Below are 17,109 nucleotides of genomic sequence, written 5' to 3'. Positions count from 1 at the left end.
CCTAGCCCCCTGGCCCAGCCCCGGCCCCAGCCTCGTCGCCGCCGCCGACGGTGATCTGCGCTTTCTGCGGGTAGCAGGCCAGGTGCCCGGCGATGGCGGCCACCGCCGGGTGCGGGTGCCGATAGCACCAGCCGACGTCCTCGACGGTGGTCCCGTCGGGGGTGGTGACCCGCACATAGTGGGCGTCGCCCTTGTACGGGCAGTAGCTGGTGGTCTCGGTGCGGGTCAGCAGCCGCCGGTCGACGTCGGCCCACGGCAGGTACTGCACGGCGGGGTAGCCGGCTTCGCGCAGGGTGAGCGCCCGGGTGCTGGTCGCCACGACCACCCCGGCGACGCGCACCGTGACCGGCCGGCCGGTGGCGGTGATCGTGATCGGATGGCGTGCGTCCGGGATCAGCACCGGCCGCGGGCTCACAGCTCCCAGACCTCGCGCACGCCCTCGTCGGCGGTGCCGGTCGCGGGCCGCTCGGCGCCGGGCCGGGCCTCGGTTTTGCGCCGCATCCAGAACCGGGCGGCCGCCCGGATCGCCTCCTCCACCGGGCGGGGCTCCCAGCCCAGCTCGCGGCGGGCCTTGGAGTGGTCGACCGGGGCCTCCGCCCGCATCATCTGCACCGATTTCACCGAGAGTTCCGCATCGGTGCCGGTGAGTTTGGCTTTCAGGCTGCCCAGCGCCCCGAGCGCGTAGAGCACCGGCACCGGGATCGACCGGCGCGGCATCGGCACCTGCGCCTCGTCGGCGGCGATGCGGATGACCTCGGTGAGCTCCATCATCTGCGCCGAGATCAGGTAGCGCTGCCCGGGGCGGCCATGCTCGGCGGCGAGAAGCATCGCCCGCGCCGCGTCGTCGACGCCGACCACCTCCAGCGCGATGCCCCGCATCACGAACGGCAGTTTGCGGTAGACGGCGCCGGCGATGAACGCGCCGTGCGGGGTGCGGCCCCAATCGCCGTCGCCGTAGGTGGTGGACACGCACATCGCCACCGCGGGCAGCCCCCGCTCCGCGGCGTAGCGCAGCACCATCTGCTCGGCCTGCACCCGCGACTGCACGTAGGGGGTGAGCCCCCGCGGATCGATGATGTCGTCTTCGGTGGCGACGTGCCCGCGCCGCCGGTTGACGGTGGCATAGCTGCTGGTGAACACGAACCGGCGCAGGTCCATCGTGGCGGCCACCTCGAGCACGTTGCGCAGCCCGTCGACGTTGGTGCGAAACAGCGGGGCCGGATCGCGCAGCCAGGCACGGGTGTCGACCACGCAGTAGTAGACGACGTCGCAGCCGGTCATCGCCTCGGTGAGGGTGGCGGTGTCGAAGATGTCACCGTGAAAACGGGTGACGTCGAGGTCGTCGATGCTGCGGGTGTCGGCGCCGTCGCGCACCATGACCCGGATCTCCGCGTCGCCGCCGGCGTCGACCAGCGCGCGGGTCACGTGCGAGCCGAGGAACCCGTTGGCGCCGATGACCAGCACGGCCGGGGCGCTCATCGGCCGCCTCCGTACTGCTGCATCCAGGCGGCCGCCGCGTCATCGAGGGTGCCGAGCTGCTCGGCCTTCTTGCACCACTTCATCGCGGCCGCGGCGAACCGCAGCGGGTTGTAGACATCCTCCTGGCGGCGCCACCGGCCGTCGCCGGCGTAGGTGAGGATGCTGATGTTGGTGGCGGAGATGACGGTGCCGTCGCCGGGGTCGGTCATCGGGTTGTCCAACTCGCAGATGACCCGGCCGGTCGGCTCGTCGATGACCGACCACAGGGTCGGGAACGCCACCATGTGGCTGCCGGGGAACGTCGACATGGTGGTGCGGATCCAGGCCCGCACCGGCTCCACCCCGTGCATGGTGCCCGCGGCGTGTTCGATGTACTCCACGTCGGGGGTGTAGTGGCCCACCCAGATGTCCCAGTCCTTGGCCGCGGCGGCGCGGGCGACGGTTTTCTCGAAGGTCTCGAAGGCCGCGGCCAGTTCGGCGCGGCTGAACGGCGCTGTCGTCACGCCCTGAACTAGAACACGTTTCATCGACGTTGTCGAGGCTCTCACCGGCCCACCGCGGCCGCCACCACCACCGGGTCGGCGCAGCCGCGGGCGAACCCGGCGATGCGTTTGTCGATGTCGCGGCCGAGCCACCACCGCCCGATGCGCTCCGCGATCGGCGCCAGCCATGCCGGGCGGCACGAGAAGTTGTAGCGCCAGGTGGCGATGGTGGTGCCGTCCTCGGCGGGGTTGAACCGCCAGCCGCTGCCGAACGTGGCGAAAAACCATGGGCCCTTGACGATTTTGATGCCCACATTCGTCGGCGGGTTGAACGACACGTATTCGCTGACCATCGTCAGTCCCGACCAGTGGCGGGTGAAGGTGCGGACCCCTTTGCCCGGCACGGTGGCGCCGTCGAGGAACCATTGTTTGGCGATGAACGGGTCCCACCGCAGCCGGATCTCGCCGGTGGTCTGCGAGACCGCGAACGCGGTGGCCGGGTCGACCGGCACCGGCACCGAAGACTCCACGGTCGGCATGGCGTCAGCATAGTGGCCGTCGGTAGGTTGGGAACCAGATCGGATTGCGCGACAGGAGGCTGATGATGGCGGAGACGGCGATCTTGGCGGGCGGATGCTTCTGGGGGATGCAGGACCTGTTCCGCAAGCAGCCCGGCGTGCTCGACACCCGGGTCGGCTACACCGGCGGCGAGGTCGCCAACGCGACCTACCGCAATCACACCGGGCACGCCGAGGCCATCGAGGTCACCTTCGACCCGGCGGTGACCGACTATCGGCGGGTGCTGGAGTTCTTCTTCGCCATCCACGACCCCACCACTCCCAACCGGCAGGGCAACGACATCGGCAGCAGCTACCGCTCGGCGATCTTCTACCGCGACGAGCAGCAGCACCGGGTGGCGCTGGCGACGATCGCCGATGTGCAGGCCTCGGGGCGCTGGCCGGGCCCGGTGGTCACCGAGGTCACCCCCGCCGGGGAGTTCTGGGAGGCCGAGCCGGAGCACCAGGACTACCTGGAGCGCAATCCGGGCGGTTACACCTGCCATTTCGTACGGCCCGAGTGGTCGCTGTCACCCGCCGCCCAGCACTGAGCCGGGCCCGTGCCGATACCGACTGAGATCGACACTCCAGCGGACACACAGGCTCGTATAGCGGGGTGTATGTCCGCTGGAGTGTCGATCTCAGTCAGCACCGCGCGTAGCGGCGGCGATCAGCGGGCGTGGGCGCGCAACTGGTAGAGCCCGCGGGTGGTGACCACGGTCTGCCCCTCGGCGTCGGTGACCACCGCCTCCACGGTGAAGTCGGCCTTGCCGCGCTCGGCGGCTTCGGCGGTCACCCGCGCGATGGTGTCCTCATCGAGGCTGGCCTCGGCGCGCAGGTCCGATTTGGCCATGCCGACAAACGCGATGTCGATGTTCTTCACCAGCGGGAAGTAGGTCGCCGAGTCGAAGCTGCTCAACGCCAGGATGCCGCCGAGGATCTCGGCGACGGTGAACTCCACCCCGGCGTAGACCACGCCGAAATGGTTGCCGTTGCCGGCGGCGGGAACGGTCGCGGCGGCGAAACCCGGCCGTGCCTCCACGACCCTCACCCCCATCGTGTGCGCGATCGGGATGGTCTGGGCCATTCCGGCGTTCATCATGTCGACAAGGGCGGTATCGGTCATGCCGCTCATGCTAGCGCCGGTGCACCACGATCCTGCCGCCGTCCTTCGGGGTGAATGCCACCCCGCGGGAATGCCACTTCTCCCCAGGCGCGACACTCGGTTCGATAGTGAAGTGGCGCAGCACTGTTCGCAACACCACGTCCATCTCGGCGTTGGCGAAGGTGGCCCCCGGGCAGCGCCGGGTGCCACCACCGAACGGGACCCAGGCGAACGTCGAGGGCCGCGTGTCGAGGAACCGGTGCGGATCGAACCGGTCGGCGTCGGGGAACTGTTCGGCGTTGTCGTGGATCGACGCGATGCTCACCACGACGAGGCTGTCACGCGGCAGCACCCACGGCCCCAGCGTGAAACTCGGCGCCAGCACCCGCCGCCCGGCGAAGTCGATGACGGTGCGGTTGCGCTGCAACTCGTGGATGGTCGCCTGGCGCAGCGCTGCGCCGCCGGTGTCGGCCTCGGCGGTCAGGTCGGCGAGCAGCTGCGGGTCGCGGCTGATCCGTTCGAACACCCAGCCCAGGGTGGAGGCGGTGGTCTCATGGCCGGCGGCGAGGAACGTCAAGAGCTCATCGCCGATGTCGCCGCGCGACATCGCCGAGCCGTCCTCGTAGCTGCTGCGCAACAGCAGCGACAGCATGTCGGTGCGCGAGTCGAAGTCGGGGTCGGCGCGCACCACCTCGATCAGCCGGTCCACCACGATCTCGTAGCGCGCGCGCCACGCCGCCAGTCGCCCCCACGGCGAGTACCGCCCGTAGGTGCGTTTGGGGGTGGGCAGCGCCACCAGCCGCGACCCCAACGTCACCCACGGCGGGATGATCTCGCGCAGTTCATCGAGGTCGGCGCCCTCGGCGCCGAACACCGCACGCAGGATCACGTTCAGCGTGATCCGGTTCATCGGCCGCAGCGTCGCGAACGGGGTGCCCTGCGGCCAGGTCGCGGATTCCGCGAGCGTCTCCTCTTCGATGATCCGCTCGTAGTTCTTGATGTTCTGGCCGTGGAACGGCGGGGAGAGCAGCAGCCTCCGGGCGCGGTGGGCGTCGCCGTCGAGGGCGAAGACCGACCCCGGGCCGAGCACCCGGCTCAGGTTGGGCTGGATGTTGCCGAGCACCTCCGGGCGGCTGGTGAACACCTGCTTGGCCAACCGCGGGTCGGTCACCACGACCAGCGGCCCGAACATCGGCACGTTGAGCCGAAACGCCGAGCCGTAGCGCCGTGCCAGGCGCTGCACCATCTGTCGCCGCAGCAGCGAGAACCCGATCCCCTGCACCAGCCGCGGCAGCGGCGGACCGGGAGGCAGCCGCACCGCCGGGGTGACGGCCGTGTCACCGCCGCCGACGTTGTCCTGCAGAACCTCGCTCACCGCGTTCACTCCCGCCCGCCGTGGTACCACGCCGTACCGCGTGGTCGTACCTGCACGGTACGCTGTAGTACCACTGCTGGCAAGACCCGAGGGAGCGCCGTGGCGATGAGGTCCACGTGATGAGGCCGACGTGATGAGGCCCACGCGATGAGGTCGACGACTCCGCTGACCGCGCCGCCGGCGGATCGCCCCAGCGGCGACCCGTTTCGCCGGCGCCTGCTCGACGGGTTGGCCGACTCGCTGGCCGAGCGCGGTTACCGCGCCACCACGGTCGCCGACATCGTGCGGGCCGCACGCACCTCCAAGCGCACGTTCTACGACCGGTTCACCGGCAAAGACGAGTGCTTCGTGGAATTGCTGCTGGCCAACGAGGAGACGCTGCGCGCCCAGATCCAGGCCGCGGTCGACCCCGGCGCCGACTGGCGCGCGCAAATCCGCGCGGCGGTCGACGCCTACCTCGCCCACATCGGCGAACGCCCGGCGATCACCCTGAGCTGGATCCGGGAACTGCCGTCGCTGGGGGCCGCCGCGCGGCCGGTGCAGCGCCGCGGGCTGCATCTGCTCACCGCGCTGCTGGTAGAGCTCACCGCCAACGCGGGGTTCCGCCGCGCCGGGCTGCCGCCGCTGACCCCCGCGCTGGCGGTGATCCTGCTCGGCGGCATCCGCGAGTTGACGGCGCTGGCCGTCGAGGACGGTCGCGACGTCGCCGAAATCGCCGAACCCGCGGTCGACGCGGCGGTTGCGCTGCTGGGGCCGCGGCCGCCGCGGTGACCGGGCGCGATCTCGCCGAATCACAGCGCGGGAGGGCCGATTTCGTCCTACCCTGAGCGCACCCGACCCGCGGCCGAAAGGATTCTCATGAGGCTGTCCACCCGAAATCAACTACCGGGCACCATCACCGAGGTCGACATCGGGGCGGTGATGGCCACCATCAAGGTCCGCCTCGCCGGCGGGGACCAGATCATCACCTCGTCGATCACCAAGGACGCCGCGGAGAGCCTGCAGCTGCAAGTCGGCCAGGACGCCACGGTGTTCATCAAGTCGACCGAGGTGACCATCGGCGTGCAGTGAGCCGCCGACACCGCGCTCACCGCGGCGCGCTGACCTCGCGGACCAACGCGATCGCACGTCCCAGCGTGTCCAGTTTGTCGGCGAGGGTCTGCCCGGCCGGATAGAGCCGCACCGTGTTCACCCCGGCGTCGCGCCAGACGGTCAGCCGGTCGCGCACCATCTCCTCGGTGCCGATCAGCGTGGTCGCCAGCACCATCTGGTCGCTGACCAGCGCGGTGGCCGCCGCCCGGTCGCCGTTCTGCCAGAGCCGTTTGATCTCCTCGGCCACCGCCGACCAGCCCTGCCGGGCGTAGGCGCGGTTGTAGAAGTTGGTGTTGACCGAACCCATCCCGCCGAGGCTGAACGCAAGTTCGCCGCGGCGGGCGTCGACCAGCCGGGCCAACGCGTCCTCGTCGTCGGCGAACGCGACCTCCGCTCCCTGGCAGATGTCGAGGTCGGCGCGGGTCCGTCCGGCGTCGGCCAGCCCCTCGTCGAGGTGGGCGAAGTAGGCGTGGACCGCGCCCTCGGGCACGAAGCTGGTGCCCAGCCAGCCGTCGGCGGTCTCCCCGGTGAGCCGCAGCAGCCCCGGCGACATCGCCGCCAGGTACAGCGGGATCGGGTGCTGCGGACGGGTCGACAGCCGCATCGGCGTGCCCTCCCCGCCCGGGCGCGGCAGGGTGTAGCAGGCGCCGTCGTAGGCGATCTTCTCCCCGGCGAAGGCGGCGCGGATGATGTCGATGTTCTCGCGCAGTCGCGTGAGCGGGTGGGCGAACGCCACCCCGTGCAGGCCCTCGATCACCCGCGGCCCGGAGGTGCCCAACCCGAGCACGAACCGCCCCTGCGACAAATTCGACAGGGTGATGGCCGCTTGGGCGATCGCCACCGGGGTGCGGGTGCCGATCTGAAGCACCCCCGACCCGAGTATCAGTCGATCGGTGCGCGCGGCCAGGTATCCCAGCGCCGACGGGGCGTCGGAACCCCACGCCTCGGCGACGAAACACAGGTCCAGCCCGAGTTTTTCGGCTTCGACGACGAAGTCGATCACCTGGATCGGGTCGTCGTCGAACCCGGATGCCTCCACGGTGGTGGCGACACGCATCAGCGGCCGTCGCCTTCGGCCAGATCCTTGATCGCCGCGACGGTGGCGGTGATCGCGGACTCGAATTCGCGCAGCCGCACGAACACGATCTTCTGTTCCTTCTCCGGCATCGCCTCGATCGCCGCCGACAGCCCGGAGGGCCCCGGGCCCAGCTGCGCGGTGTAGCTCAGCGTGGTGACGGCGGGATCGGTGCCGTCGGCGTCCAGACGAAACCGCCAGACCGCTGCGGGGTTATCCGGATCGCCGACGGCCCAGGCGAATTCGGTGTTCTCCTGGCAGGCGATGATCTTGGCCGGGGCCTGCCACTGCCCGATGGCGGGGTTGTAGTTGGTCCCCACGAACGTCGCTCCGAGCGCCGGTCCGCGGGACTCGCCGGTCCACTGCACCGACTGCAGTTCAGCGCTGAGCTCGGGCATGACGGTGATGTCGGTGACCCAGCGCCACACCCGCGGCGGCGCCGCGTCGACCCGCGTCGAGGCCGTGACGGTGGGGCTGTCGGCATATCGGGCACCGGTCCACTCCATGGAGCCCATTGTGACAGCCCCCGGCTCAGGCCGCGACGACCTCGGCTTTCTGCGGCGCCTCGGCGCGAGCGGGCCGGTCCGGCAATGCGAGCCGCACGATCTTGCGCACCACGGTCGCGAACTGCTTGTGCAGCGGGCCGCTGTTGTACGGGATCCCGTAGCGCCGGCAGATGTCTTGGACCTGGGGCGCGATCTCGGCGTAGCGGTGGGCCGGCAGGTCGGGGAACAGGTGGTGCTCCACCTGGAACGACAGGTTGCCCGAGAGCAAGTGGAACAGCTTGCCGCCGGTCAGGTTCGCCGAGCCCAGGATCTGGCGGAAGTACCAGCCGCCGCGGGTTTCGTTGCGGGTCTCCTCCACACTGAACTCCTGGGTGCCCTCCGGGAAGTGCCCGCAAAAGATGATCGTGTAGGCCCACACGTTGCGCATCAGGTTGGCGGTGAGGTTACCGGCGAACACGAACGGCGCGAACGGTCCGGCCAGCAGCGGGAACGCCACGTAGTCTTTCAGCGTCTGGCGGCGGGTCTTGGCCCAGATCTCGCGCAGCACCTGACGTTTGTCGGCGAAGCCGATCTCCCCGGCGCGGATCCGCTCGGTCTCCAGCTCGTGCAGCGCCACCCCGTACTGGAAGAGCACCATGAGCAAAAACGCGTACAGCGGGTTGCCCAGGAAGTACGGCTCCCACGGCTGGTCCTTGCTCATCCGCAGGATGCCGTAGCCGATGTCGCGGTCCATCCCGACGATGTTGGTGTAGGTGTGGTGCTGGAAGTTGTGGGTGTGACGCCAGTGGTCGGCGGGCGCGGCGGTGTCCCACTCGAAGTCTTGGCCCGACAGCGCGGGGTCGCGCATCCAGTCGTACTGGCCGTGCATGACGTTGTGGCCGATCTCCATGTTGTCGATGATCTTGGCCAGCCCGAGCATGGCGGTGCCGGCCAGCCAGGCCGGCGGCAGGATCCCGGCGAACAGCAACGCCCGGCCGCCGACCTCCAGGGTGCGCTGGGCCTTGATGACGCCGCGGATGTAGTCGGCGTCGCGCTCGCCGAGATCGGCGATGACGGCCTCGCGGATGGCGTCGAGTTCCTTGCCGAACTCCTCGAGCTGCTCGGGAGTGAGAACGATCTTTTGCTGGGTCATGACAGGTTCTCCTTGTGGGGTGAGAGGTTTACAGGGCGATCTCGACGTCGCCGACCGGCACCGAGACGCAGATCTGGATGTCGTCGGCGTCGGCACTCGAGACCGCGCCGGTGGTCAGGTTCATCACCACGCCGCTGGTTTTGCGGCAGGTGCAGGCATGGCAGATGCCCATGCGGCAGCCGTGTTTGGGGCTCAGCCCGGCCGCCTCGGCCTGCTCGAGCAGGTTGCGTCCGGTGTCGACGGCATCGACGCCGCTGCGGGTGAACGCGATCCGCCCGCCCGACGGCTCGGTGGGCACGACCACCTGGGGCGGGGTGAAGCTCTCGGTCACCGCGTCCGGGTGCTGCTCGCGCACCGCGTCGGCCAGAGCGGTGGGCCCGCAGACGTACACCAGGTCCGGGTCGGGCAGTGCGGCGCCGACGTGTTCGGGACCGAAGCGTCCGGTGAGGTCACCGCCGTCGCCGCGGCTGTGGGCGTGCAACACCCGGACTCCGGGCATGGCGGCCAGTTCGTCGGCGTAGCAGGCCTCGGCGGCGGTGCGCGAGTAGTACAGCAGCGCGGCGGTTCCGGTGTAGCCGGTGGCGCGCAGGGTGCGCAGCATCGCCATCACGGGGGTGATGCCGCTGCCCCCGGCCACGAACAGGATGCGCTCCGGCGGCGTCACGGGCAGCACGAAGTCCCCGGCGGCCGTGTCGAGTCCGACCACCATGCCGGGCTCGGCGTGCTCGTAGAGGTAGCCGGAGACCAGGCCCCGGTCGTGGCGACCGACGGTGATCTCCAGATGCTCCTCCCCTTCGGCGTTGGCCGGCGAGTAGCAGCGGAGGTGGCGACGGCCGTCGATCTCCACGGTGACGGTGACGTGCTGGCCGGCGCGCACCCGATGGGCGGCGGTGAACGCGGCGTTGGGCGCCAGGGTCAACGTGACGCTGCGCGGGGTGGCGCGACGCACGGCCACCACCCGCGCCCGCCCGTCGCCGAGCACCAGGGTGGGGTCGACGAGTTCGGTGTAGCGGTCGACGCCGTGCGGTCCGGTCAGCAGGTCGACCAGCCGCGACGAGCGGATCCGCTCCCCGACGGAACGCGATAGAATTTCAGTGAACATGTGTACACTGTGTATTGCATACCGCCAGGTCGTCAAGGTGTTTACCCAGGGTGTGCTAGAGTTCACAAAGTGAACAGCCGTGCTTCTGGATCACGCGGATCTTCTGGCTCACGCGAATCGCGGTCGCGCGAATCGCGGTCGCGGGACAAAACCCACGACAGCCAATCCCGCGGGGAACGCAAAGAAGCGACCCGCCAGCGCATCATCGCCGCGGCGCTGCGCCTGCTCGAGGACCGCAGCTTCAGCGCGCTGAGCATGCGCGAGGTGACCCGCGAGGTCGGTATCGTCCCGGCGGCGTTCTACCGGCATTTCCAGTCGATGGAGGCGCTGGGGCTCGCGCTCATCGACGAGTCGTTCCGCGCATTGCGCGACGGTCTGCGCGACGCCCGCACCGACAAGGTCGACCCCAGCCGGGTGATCGAATCCTCGGTGGACGCCCTGATCGACAACATCGGTGAGCAGCGCGAACACTGGCGTTTCATCAGCCGCGAGCGCAACAGCGGGGTCACCGTCCTGCGGTACGCGATCCGATCTGAGATCCGTTTGCTCACTTCTGAACTCGCTACCGACCTGGCTCGGTTCACCGGCTTGCACGACTGGACCACCGAGGACCTCAACGTGCTGGCCACACTGTTCGTCAACGCGATGATCTTCATCGCCGAGTCCACCGAGGACGCCCAGAACCCGGCGGCACGCGAGGATCTGCACCGCACCGCGGTCAAACAGCTCCGAATGATCTCACTCGGCATCGCCGGGTGGCGCAGCACGCCGTGAATCTCCCCGACGCGGGGGCCAAGCTGGCCGACCTCACCGGCCCGGGCTGCACCGACCGCTGGGGAATGACCTGCACCGATCTGGGAGCCACGGTGCGCACCGCCGACGGAACGCTGGTGTCGGTGTTCGGCGACTCGTTCGCCGGGGCGCGCGTGGGCGAGGGCGACTGGCGCTCCCCGGTGGTGCTGCTCGGCCGCGGCTCGGACGCGCGTGGGGCCACACACACCATCCGCTACGACCGTGCCGGCGGCGCGGACCCCGACTACGCCCGCCGGCTTCGCCGCCACCGGCGAGACCGGCTGCCGCGCCCCGGCCGTCCGATCAGCACCGTCATCCCCTCGGATCTGCTGGTCGTCGGTGAACACCTGTATCTGCACGTGATCGTCAATCGCGGGTTCGGCACCGTGGCCTGGACGGAGATCTGGCGCTCGTCGGACACCGGGGTCAGCTGGACGCACCTGCGCCGGGCCCGGTTTCCTGGCGGCTGGCGCGGTGGGTTCGCCCAGTGCTGGTCGTGGGAGTACGACCCCGACGACGGGTGGGTCTACGTCGCCTCCACCGGCTTCCAGCGCAACAAGGGCATCATCCTCAGTCGGGTCCGCCCGGAGCATCTCGGGCATCGACGCCGCTATCAGTGCTGGGGCTGCGAGCGCGGCCGCTGGCGGTGGGGCGCGAATGCCAGCGTCATCACCCCGCCCACCGAAACGTGGGGTGAGCTCTCGCTGCGGCGACTGGCACCCGGAGCGTGGTTGCTCGGCGGATTCTGCTCGTCGCACTATGCGCTGGGATACCGGGTGCTGACCTCACCGACCGCACCCCTGGACACTGCACCGCTGCAGCTGCCGGTGCGCGGAACCACCTGGGACGCAGAGGATCACGACCATTGTCGGGTCGCCCAACTGTACGGCGGTTATGTGCTGCCCGGCTCCAGGATCGACGTCCCCGGCGGGGTCGGACTGATGGTGTCGCAGTGGAGGACCGCTGTGGGATGGCCGTATCGGGTGATGCAGTTCCGGGTGACGTTACGCAGCTGAGGCTCTCCGGGGTGATCGCCGCGGCACCGCAACAGGCCCGGCGCACGGGCGAACGCGTATACCGACCCGGTCGCGCTCCGCTCCGCATGGCTCAGCGCTGCGAGTCGGCGATCATCCCCAGCAGGCGGCCGGCGTGCTCGCCGCCGTCGAGCAGTTGGGCTTCGCGCTCGACGATGCGCCAACCCGCGTCGGTGCGGGTCAGCCGGAACCGGTTGATGCTCGCCCGCGCCACGAGGTAGCCGTCCCGGTCGCTGCCGCGGCGCACACACAGCAGCGACTGACAGATCGCCTCGGCGTCGTCGCCGTCGACGGTGATCGCCGCCGGGCCCAGGAAGTGGGCGCTGCCGCGGGCGATCAGGCGTCGGTGGTCGGCGGATTCCACCATCTGGCGCACGCCGTCCTGCCCGGACATGGTGGTGTCCTCGACGGTGTAACTGCCGTCGGCCGTCCACAGCGCGGCGGTCTGCGCGGCAGCGCCACCGTCGACGAGAGGCCCGTAGCGTGCGATCAATGCGCCGATGGCGCGTTCGTCGTCGAGTCGGCGCACCCGGCGTTCCAGATCGCTGATCCGTTGGTGTACCTCAGTTTCGGTCATCGTGGGGTTTCTCCTCGACGTCGAGATCGTCGGCCAGTTCGCGCACCGCCGCCAGCTGGGTGCGGTAATGCTCGGCTGACTGTGCGGCGAGCACGCAGGTGATCGCGGTCGCTCCGGCCTCGTGCAGTCGCCGCAGCACGCGCCGCGTGCCCTGCGGGTCGTCCTCGGGGTCCAGGGCCCTGCCGGTGGACAGCACCACCTCGAAGCCATCGGGCAGGTCGACCTGCCCGAGTAGGCGGCTGATCTCGGTGGCGCGCAGCCCGAACGGCATCCACCCGTCGGCCAGGTGCAGTGCGCGGCGCAACGACCGCCGGGTACGCCCGCCGACCCAGATCGGCACGTGGGTTTGACGCGCATGGGGCCGCACGATCATCTCGTCGTAACGGAAGTACGGTCCGTGATAGCTGACCTGCGGCCGCGACAGGGAGGATCGCAGAGCGCGCAGGGCATCGTCGGCACGTTCACCGCGACCGGTGAACTCCGCGTCCAGCAAGTCGAATTCGGCGCGCAACGATCCGACGCCGACACCGAGCACCAGCCTCCCGTCGCTGACCCGGTCGAGGGTGCCGAACCGTTTCGCGATCGCCAGCGGGTGGTGATATCCCAACACCAGCACCGAGGTGGCCAGCCGAATCCGAGTCGTCCGCGCGGCGAGAAAACTCAACGTCGACAACGGATCCCAGTAGGTGCCGCCGCGCTCGGCGGCATCGGAGGCCGGAATCGCCACGTGTTCTGCACAGGTCAGGTAGTCGAAGCCGAGCGTGTCGGCGGTTTCGGCGATGGCGGCGATATCGGCGATGTCGGCGTCACGTTCCCAGTCCGAAGCGACGCCGGGGACCTGCAGAACCACCGGGGTCGCCAATCCCAGCCGCATTCAGTTCTCGATCCCCATCAACCGCTGCATCGCCCGGTGGGCTCCCAGCACCGCCTTGGCGCGGTCGGGGTAGTTGCGCCGGGCCACGTCGTCGGCGTTGCCGCCGGCGACGAACACCGGCCCGTGTGGGAGCTGGTCGAGGCCCTCGCGAGCGACGTCGCGCGGCTCGGCGACCCGGATGCCGGGGGCGTCGAAGTTCAGCCCGACCCGGTGCATCGCCGGGGTGCGGGTCACTCCGAGTATCAGCTGCAGCACATCGACGTTGTGGTCGCGCAACTCCAGCCAGAGGCTCTCGGCGAAGATCCGGCCGAACGCCTTCACCCCGCCGTAGACGCTGTGGCGCACCGAGCCGAGGTAGCCGGCCATCGACCCGACCAGCAGGATGCCCCCGCGGCGGCGGTCCCGCATCAGCCGGCCGAAATGGTGGACCAGGGCCAGCTGCGCTCCGATGTTGAGGTCGAGCACCCGCTGGAACTCGGCGAGCTCGCCGTCGAGGAACTCCGCGCTGCAGGTGTTGGCCCCGGCATTGTAGATGAGCAGGCCGATCTCCCGGCCGCCGGCGCGGTCGATGATCGCCGCCGGTACCGCCGGGTCGGTGAGGTCGCCGGCGAGGGTGTCGACCTGCACACCGTGGCCGCGGCAGCGTTCGGCGGTCACCGCCAGCGGCTCGGGGTTGCGGGCCACCAGAAGCAGGTTGACGCCCGCCGCCGCCAGCAGGTCGGCGAACTCGGCGCCGACCCCTTCGGATCCGCCCGCGATCAGCGCCCACGGGCCGTAGGCCTCACGAAGCGGCACGGTCTGTTCGGCGCTCACCGCGGGAGCCGCCACATCGTCCACAGCGTCGGGCCGCCGTCGGGCACTTTCACCTCGCCGGTCACCTCGAATCCGAATCGTTGGTAGTACGGCACATTCTCGGCTTTGCTGGACTCCAGGTAGGCGGGACAACGTTCGGCGTCGCAGCGGTCCAGCCGCGACCGCATCAGCTGCGCGCCCAGGCCGCGTCCGCGGGCCAGCGGGTCGCTGCCGATGGTGGCCAGATACCAGTGCGGCTCCTCGGGGTGGCGTGCCCGCAGGGTCTCCTCCAGGACGCGGCCGGCGCCGAGCCGGGAGCCGAACGCGGCGATGAGCGCCGGGACCGCCAGCAGTTGGGCGCGTCGCGACGGCTTCCAGCGGTTGGGCGGATCCCACAGCGCCACCGCACCGACGGTGCCGTCGTCGCTGGCCACCTCGCTACCGCCACCGGCGAGATGGTGATAGCGCGCGAGTGTGCCGAACATCCTGGGCAGCCGGGCGCTGCGCTTGTCGTCGTCGGGGATCAGCCACATCGAGACCGGATCGTCGTAAAAGGCCCGGCCGAGCACCCGGGCGATCGCGGGCAGGTCGGTTTTCTGCGCGGCGCGCACGTCGATCGGCACGCTTGTGAGGCTACCGGTCCCAGCTGCGCTCGATGCCGGCGATCAACGCGGTCAGGGTGGTGTTGACCGGCACCGCCACCCCCGCCCGTTCGGCATTGCGGCACACCGCGCCGTTGATCACCGCGATCTCGCTGACCCGGTGGGCCTGGTGGTCGAGCAAGGCCGACGGTTTGGCGTCGGGCACCGCCGCGCCGAAGGCCCGGGCGTGAGCGACCGGGTCGCCGACGGTGACCGCCACACCGAGCGCGCGGGCCACCTGCCAGGTCTCGGTGGCGGCTGCGCGGCTGAGGGCGCCGAGGTCGGGGTCGTCGCGGACCTGCCCGACGGTGAGCCCGGTCAGCGCGCACAGGGCGCTGTAGGCGGCGTTGCAGATGAGTTTCTCCCACTGCATCGCCGCGATGTCGGCGACGGCCTCGGCGTCGAATCCGGCGGCCGCCCACACCCGCGCCACGGCGGCCACCCGTTCGCGCGGCAACCCGGCGTAGGCACCGAACCGCACCGCCCGCATGGCGTTGTGGTGAACGTGGGCGGGCCCGCGCCGCGAGGCGCCGAAGCCGGCGGCGATCCCCACCGCGACCCGATCGGCGCCGACGACGGCCGCGACGGTATCCGCCGATCCCAGCCCATTTTGGATGGTGAGCACCACGGTGTGATCGGCGATCATCGGCAGCGCCGCGGTGGCTGCGGAGTCGACGTCGGCGGCCTTCACCGCGATCACGATGAGATCCTTCGGCTCGGCGGGGGCGTGGACGGCAGCTCCCATCCGCACCACCTGCTCGCCGTCGGGGCCGCTGACTCGCAGGCCGGTGGCGGTGATCTGGTCCACGGTGGCGGGCCGGTCCACCACGAGCACCGGGTTGCCGGCAGCGGCGAGTTTGGCGGCGTAGATCGAACCCATGGCCCCGGCGCCGACCACCGCGATCTTCATCAGTCCCCCATCAGTCGTCGGAGCCAGTCGCGCAGTTCGGGTTTTTCTTCGAGACCGAACCCGGGCGCGTCGCTGGGCCGGATCATCCCGTCGGCCAGGACGCAGCCCGGAGAATACCCGCCGAACGGGGCGAAGACCCCGGGGTAGGACTCGCAGCCGCCGAGGCCCAGGCCCATAGCGATGTGCAGGTTGATCAGGTGGCCGCCGTGCGGGAAGGCCTGCCGGCGGTGGTGCCCGTGTTCTTCGATGATGCGCAGCATGCGCAGGTATTCGGTGAGCCCGTAGCTCAATCCCGCGTCCATCTGGACGATGTCGACATCAGCCCGCATGCCGCCGTATCGCATCAGGTTGACCACGTCGGCGGCAGAGAACAGGTTCTCTCCGGTGGCCACCGGGCCGGGGTAGGTGGCGGCGAGGGCCGCGGTCACGTCGAAGTCAAGCGGATCGCCGGGTTCTTCGAACCACCGTAATCGGTAGGGCCCCAAACGTTGTGCCCAATTCAGGGCGGTGTCGCGGTCGAATCGGCCGTTGGCGTCGACGGCGACCCGTGTACCGTCGCCGAGCACGTCGACGGCGGCGTCGAGGCGAGCCAGGTCGGTATCCTCACTCGCACCACCGATTTTGATCTTCACCGCGTCGTAGCCGAGTCGCAGGTAGCCGGTGAGTTCGGCGCGCAGCGCCGCAACGTGGTCGCCGTGATCGCCCGGGTAGTAGTAACCACCGGCGGCGTAGACCGGCACCGCGGCGTCGGCCGGGCGGTGGTCGACGTGGCGGGCGATGGTGCGGTGGGCGGGTTCGTCGTCGAGTTTGGCGAGTAGGTCCCAGCAGGCCAGCTCCACCGCCGCGGCCGCGGCGGCGCGATCCCCGTGCCCGCCCGGCTTCTCGTCGCGGAGCAGGCACGCCAGGATCCGGGCCGGGTCGAGCCGTCCGGCCTCGTCGACGAGGGTGTCGGGTGCGGCCGCCAGCACCCGCGGGATCATCCGGTCGCCCAGGATGCCGCTCTGGGCGAACCGGCCGATCGAGTTGAACGCCACCCCCGTCACCGGTGTGCCGTTCCGGATCACGTCGGAGACCACGGCGACCAGCGACACCGTGTGGGCGGAGAAATCGACCAGCGCGTTGGCGACGTTGCCGCTCAGCGGCACCGCCAACTCTCGAATCTCGGTGATGCGCATCGGATTCAGCGGCGCATCTGCTCCAGCTGCCGGATTGCTGCTTCGGCTCGGTCCAACAGCACGTCGACCTGGTCTTCGTTGTAGCCGCGCCGCCCGATCGGGGGGCGGCTGAACGCCACATTGTGGACGTCCGCCGCGGTCAACCCGTCGGATGTCTCCAGCCGCCCGGCGACGAGCTCCAGGAACGCGTCGACCTCACCCTTGTGATAGCCGCGCTTTCCCCACTCGGGACGACCGAACCGTGCGGTGCGCACATCGTCGGCGGTGAGTCCAGGTAGCGGTTCTGTCATGGAGCCGATCCTAGACGCTGGGGTTTTCCCGGCTCGGCGCTAAGCCTGGATGCGCCGATGAGGTAGTGGTTCGGGGTGGGGCGTAGCGCCGAAATGCCCTGTCGTGGTGGGAGAATGAG

Annotated in this window: 22 protein-coding genes; 5 read left to right on the top strand and 17 right to left on the bottom strand. The window is 70.1% G+C overall.

Annotated elements, in window-relative coordinates:
- Position 1: 1 nt before the first annotated feature.
- Genes B8W67_RS18455 through B8W67_RS18440 form a run of 4 tightly spaced genes read right to left on the bottom strand, consistent with a single transcriptional unit; the run spans position 2 to position 2,500 of the window.
- Positions 2 to 415 (bottom strand): DUF427 domain-containing protein, encoded by a 414-nt coding sequence (locus tag B8W67_RS18455; RefSeq protein WP_085305554.1) that lies wholly within the window; start codon positions 413 to 415, stop codon positions 2 to 4.
- Positions 412 to 1,479: an NAD-dependent epimerase/dehydratase family protein gene (locus tag B8W67_RS18450; RefSeq protein ID WP_085305552.1), complete on the bottom strand. Its 1,068-nt coding sequence runs from the start codon at positions 1,477 to 1,479 to the stop codon at positions 412 to 414. Before B8W67_RS18450 ends, B8W67_RS18455 begins: the two co-directional genes overlap by 4 nt.
- Positions 1,476 to 2,006, bottom strand: coding sequence for a nuclear transport factor 2 family protein (locus tag B8W67_RS18445; protein ID WP_085305550.1), 531 nt, complete (start codon positions 2,004 to 2,006; stop codon positions 1,476 to 1,478). Before B8W67_RS18445 ends, B8W67_RS18450 begins: the two co-directional genes overlap by 4 nt.
- 17 nt (positions 2,007 to 2,023) lie before the next feature.
- Entirely contained in the window at positions 2,024 to 2,500 is a 477-nt protein-coding gene (locus tag B8W67_RS18440) for an SRPBCC family protein (RefSeq protein WP_069393273.1), read from the bottom strand.
- 62 nt (positions 2,501 to 2,562) lie between these two features.
- On the opposite strand from B8W67_RS18440, the gene msrA reads away from it, so the two are divergent.
- Entirely contained in the window at positions 2,563 to 3,069 is a 507-nt protein-coding gene (msrA, locus tag B8W67_RS18435; RefSeq protein ID WP_085305548.1) for a peptide-methionine (S)-S-oxide reductase MsrA, read from the top strand.
- A gap of 119 nt (positions 3,070 to 3,188) precedes the next feature.
- Here the strand turns inward: msrA and B8W67_RS18430 are convergent, their stop codons facing one another.
- Together B8W67_RS18430 and B8W67_RS18425 are read right to left on the bottom strand one after the other, a co-directional pair.
- A complete protein-coding gene (locus tag B8W67_RS18430) occupies positions 3,189 to 3,644 on the bottom strand; it encodes a YiiD C-terminal domain-containing protein (RefSeq protein WP_069393313.1) in 456 nt (151 codons plus the stop codon).
- A 10-nt stretch (positions 3,645 to 3,654) separates the two neighbouring features.
- Positions 3,655 to 4,998 (bottom strand): cytochrome P450, encoded by a 1,344-nt coding sequence (locus tag B8W67_RS18425; RefSeq protein WP_234806818.1) that lies wholly within the window; start codon positions 4,996 to 4,998, stop codon positions 3,655 to 3,657.
- A 147-nt stretch (positions 4,999 to 5,145) separates the two neighbouring features.
- On the opposite strand from B8W67_RS18425, the gene B8W67_RS18420 reads away from it, so the two are divergent.
- On the top strand, positions 5,146 to 5,769 hold the full coding sequence (locus B8W67_RS18420) for a TetR/AcrR family transcriptional regulator (protein WP_085305546.1): 624 nt from the start codon (positions 5,146 to 5,148) through the stop codon (positions 5,767 to 5,769).
- An 87-nt stretch (positions 5,770 to 5,856) separates the two neighbouring features.
- Positions 5,857 to 6,069 (top strand): TOBE domain-containing protein, encoded by a 213-nt coding sequence (locus B8W67_RS18415; protein WP_069393276.1) that lies wholly within the window; start codon positions 5,857 to 5,859, stop codon positions 6,067 to 6,069.
- Positions 6,070 to 6,085: 16 nt separating this feature from the next.
- Here the strand turns inward: B8W67_RS18415 and B8W67_RS18410 are convergent, their stop codons facing one another.
- Genes B8W67_RS18410 through B8W67_RS18395 form a run of 4 tightly spaced genes read right to left on the bottom strand, consistent with a single transcriptional unit; the run spans position 6,086 to position 9,905 of the window.
- The gene (locus B8W67_RS18410) at positions 6,086 to 7,147 is read right to left on the bottom strand and encodes an LLM class flavin-dependent oxidoreductase (RefSeq protein ID WP_085305544.1); all 1,062 of its coding nucleotides are present in this window, start codon (positions 7,145 to 7,147) and stop codon (positions 6,086 to 6,088) included.
- Entirely contained in the window at positions 7,147 to 7,671 is a 525-nt protein-coding gene (locus tag B8W67_RS18405; protein WP_085305542.1) for an SRPBCC family protein, read from the bottom strand. Before B8W67_RS18405 ends, B8W67_RS18410 begins: the two co-directional genes overlap by 1 nt.
- Positions 7,672 to 7,696: 25 nt before the next feature.
- Complete coding sequence (locus B8W67_RS18400) at positions 7,697 to 8,803, bottom strand: fatty acid desaturase family protein (RefSeq protein WP_085305540.1); 1,107 nt, start codon at positions 8,801 to 8,803, stop codon at positions 7,697 to 7,699.
- 28 nt (positions 8,804 to 8,831) lie between these two features.
- Complete coding sequence (locus B8W67_RS18395) at positions 8,832 to 9,905, bottom strand: flavin reductase family protein (RefSeq protein ID WP_069393281.1); 1,074 nt, start codon at positions 9,903 to 9,905, stop codon at positions 8,832 to 8,834.
- Positions 9,906 to 9,974: 69 nt separating this feature from the next.
- On the opposite strand from B8W67_RS18395, the gene B8W67_RS18390 reads away from it, so the two are divergent.
- Positions 9,975 to 10,679 carry a TetR family transcriptional regulator gene (locus tag B8W67_RS18390; protein ID WP_069393282.1) on the top strand — a complete coding sequence of 235 codons (705 nt, stop codon included), beginning with the start codon at positions 9,975 to 9,977 and terminating at the stop codon, positions 10,677 to 10,679.
- Positions 10,676 to 11,713 carry a glycoside hydrolase family 183 protein gene (locus B8W67_RS18385; RefSeq protein ID WP_234806817.1) on the top strand — a complete coding sequence of 346 codons (1,038 nt, stop codon included), beginning with the start codon at positions 10,676 to 10,678 and terminating at the stop codon, positions 11,711 to 11,713. The genes B8W67_RS18390 and B8W67_RS18385 overlap by 4 nt, the downstream gene beginning before the upstream one ends.
- Positions 11,714 to 11,804: 91 nt before the next feature.
- On the opposite strand, the gene B8W67_RS18380 is transcribed toward B8W67_RS18385, so the two are convergent.
- The 7 genes from B8W67_RS18380 to B8W67_RS21590 are packed head-to-tail and all read right to left on the bottom strand — an operon-like array spanning position 11,805 to position 16,990.
- Positions 11,805 to 12,308, bottom strand: coding sequence for a nuclear transport factor 2 family protein (locus B8W67_RS18380; RefSeq protein WP_085305528.1), 504 nt, complete (start codon positions 12,306 to 12,308; stop codon positions 11,805 to 11,807).
- On the bottom strand, positions 12,295 to 13,182 hold the full coding sequence (locus B8W67_RS18375; RefSeq protein ID WP_085305526.1) for an LLM class F420-dependent oxidoreductase: 888 nt from the start codon (positions 13,180 to 13,182) through the stop codon (positions 12,295 to 12,297). Before B8W67_RS18375 ends, B8W67_RS18380 begins: the two co-directional genes overlap by 14 nt.
- A complete protein-coding gene (locus B8W67_RS18370) occupies positions 13,183 to 13,995 on the bottom strand; it encodes an SDR family NAD(P)-dependent oxidoreductase (protein WP_234806816.1) in 813 nt (270 codons plus the stop codon).
- Positions 13,992 to 14,597 carry a GNAT family N-acetyltransferase gene (locus B8W67_RS18365; protein ID WP_174254749.1) on the bottom strand — a complete coding sequence of 202 codons (606 nt, stop codon included), beginning with the start codon at positions 14,595 to 14,597 and terminating at the stop codon, positions 13,992 to 13,994. Before B8W67_RS18365 ends, B8W67_RS18370 begins: the two co-directional genes overlap by 4 nt.
- A 10-nt stretch (positions 14,598 to 14,607) precedes the next feature.
- Complete coding sequence (locus B8W67_RS18360) at positions 14,608 to 15,525, bottom strand: ketopantoate reductase family protein (protein ID WP_085305525.1); 918 nt, start codon at positions 15,523 to 15,525, stop codon at positions 14,608 to 14,610.
- A complete protein-coding gene (locus B8W67_RS18355) occupies positions 15,525 to 16,700 on the bottom strand; it encodes an enolase C-terminal domain-like protein (protein ID WP_085305523.1) in 1,176 nt (391 codons plus the stop codon). Before B8W67_RS18355 ends, B8W67_RS18360 begins: the two co-directional genes overlap by 1 nt.
- Positions 16,701 to 16,705: 5 nt before the next feature.
- On the bottom strand, positions 16,706 to 16,990 hold the full coding sequence (locus B8W67_RS21590) for a DivIVA domain-containing protein (protein ID WP_069393288.1): 285 nt from the start codon (positions 16,988 to 16,990) through the stop codon (positions 16,706 to 16,708).
- Positions 16,991 to 17,109 lie beyond the last annotated feature (119 nt).

Origin of the sequence: Mycolicibacillus koreensis, from assembly GCF_002104795.1 — a bacterium.
In the GTDB taxonomy this organism is placed as follows: Bacteria; Actinomycetota; Actinomycetes; order Mycobacteriales; family Mycobacteriaceae; genus Mycobacterium; species Mycobacterium koreense.
The sequence above is the reverse complement of the archived record's forward strand: the minus strand, read 5'-3'. Positions and strand labels throughout refer to the sequence as shown.

What these genes read in the sequence shown, in the direction of transcription:
- B8W67_RS18450 (WP_085305552.1), bottom strand. Translation starts at nt 1,479, where the DNA reads ATGAGCGCCCCGGCCGTGCTGGTCATCGGCGCCAACGGGTTCCTCGGC.
- B8W67_RS18445 (WP_085305550.1), bottom strand. Translation starts at nt 2,006, where the DNA reads ATGAAACGTGTTCTAGTTCAGGGCGTGACGACAGCGCCGTTCAGCCGC.
- B8W67_RS18440 (WP_069393273.1), bottom strand. Translation starts at nt 2,500, where the DNA reads ATGCCGACCGTGGAGTCTTCGGTGCCGGTGCCGGTCGACCCGGCCACC.
- msrA (WP_085305548.1), top strand. Translation starts at nt 2,563, where the DNA reads ATGATGGCGGAGACGGCGATCTTGGCGGGCGGATGCTTCTGGGGGATG.
- B8W67_RS18430 (WP_069393313.1), bottom strand. Translation starts at nt 3,644, where the DNA reads ATGACCGATACCGCCCTTGTCGACATGATGAACGCCGGAATGGCCCAG.
- B8W67_RS18420 (WP_085305546.1), top strand. Translation starts at nt 5,146, where the DNA reads ATGAGGTCGACGACTCCGCTGACCGCGCCGCCGGCGGATCGCCCCAGC.
- B8W67_RS18415 (WP_069393276.1), top strand. Translation starts at nt 5,857, where the DNA reads ATGAGGCTGTCCACCCGAAATCAACTACCGGGCACCATCACCGAGGTC.
- B8W67_RS18410 (WP_085305544.1), bottom strand. Translation starts at nt 7,147, where the DNA reads ATGCGTGTCGCCACCACCGTGGAGGCATCCGGGTTCGACGACGACCCG.
- B8W67_RS18405 (WP_085305542.1), bottom strand. Translation starts at nt 7,671, where the DNA reads ATGGAGTGGACCGGTGCCCGATATGCCGACAGCCCCACCGTCACGGCC.
- B8W67_RS18400 (WP_085305540.1), bottom strand. Translation starts at nt 8,803, where the DNA reads ATGACCCAGCAAAAGATCGTTCTCACTCCCGAGCAGCTCGAGGAGTTC.
- B8W67_RS18395 (WP_069393281.1), bottom strand. Translation starts at nt 9,905, where the DNA reads ATGTTCACTGAAATTCTATCGCGTTCCGTCGGGGAGCGGATCCGCTCG.
- B8W67_RS18380 (WP_085305528.1), bottom strand. Translation starts at nt 12,308, where the DNA reads ATGACCGAAACTGAGGTACACCAACGGATCAGCGATCTGGAACGCCGG.
- B8W67_RS18375 (WP_085305526.1), bottom strand. Translation starts at nt 13,182, where the DNA reads ATGCGGCTGGGATTGGCGACCCCGGTGGTTCTGCAGGTCCCCGGCGTC.
- B8W67_RS18360 (WP_085305525.1), bottom strand. Translation starts at nt 15,525, where the DNA reads ATGAAGATCGCGGTGGTCGGCGCCGGGGCCATGGGTTCGATCTACGCC.
- B8W67_RS18355 (WP_085305523.1), bottom strand. Translation starts at nt 16,700, where the DNA reads ATGCGCATCACCGAGATTCGAGAGTTGGCGGTGCCGCTGAGCGGCAAC.
- B8W67_RS21590 (WP_069393288.1), bottom strand. Translation starts at nt 16,990, where the DNA reads ATGACAGAACCGCTACCTGGACTCACCGCCGACGATGTGCGCACCGCA.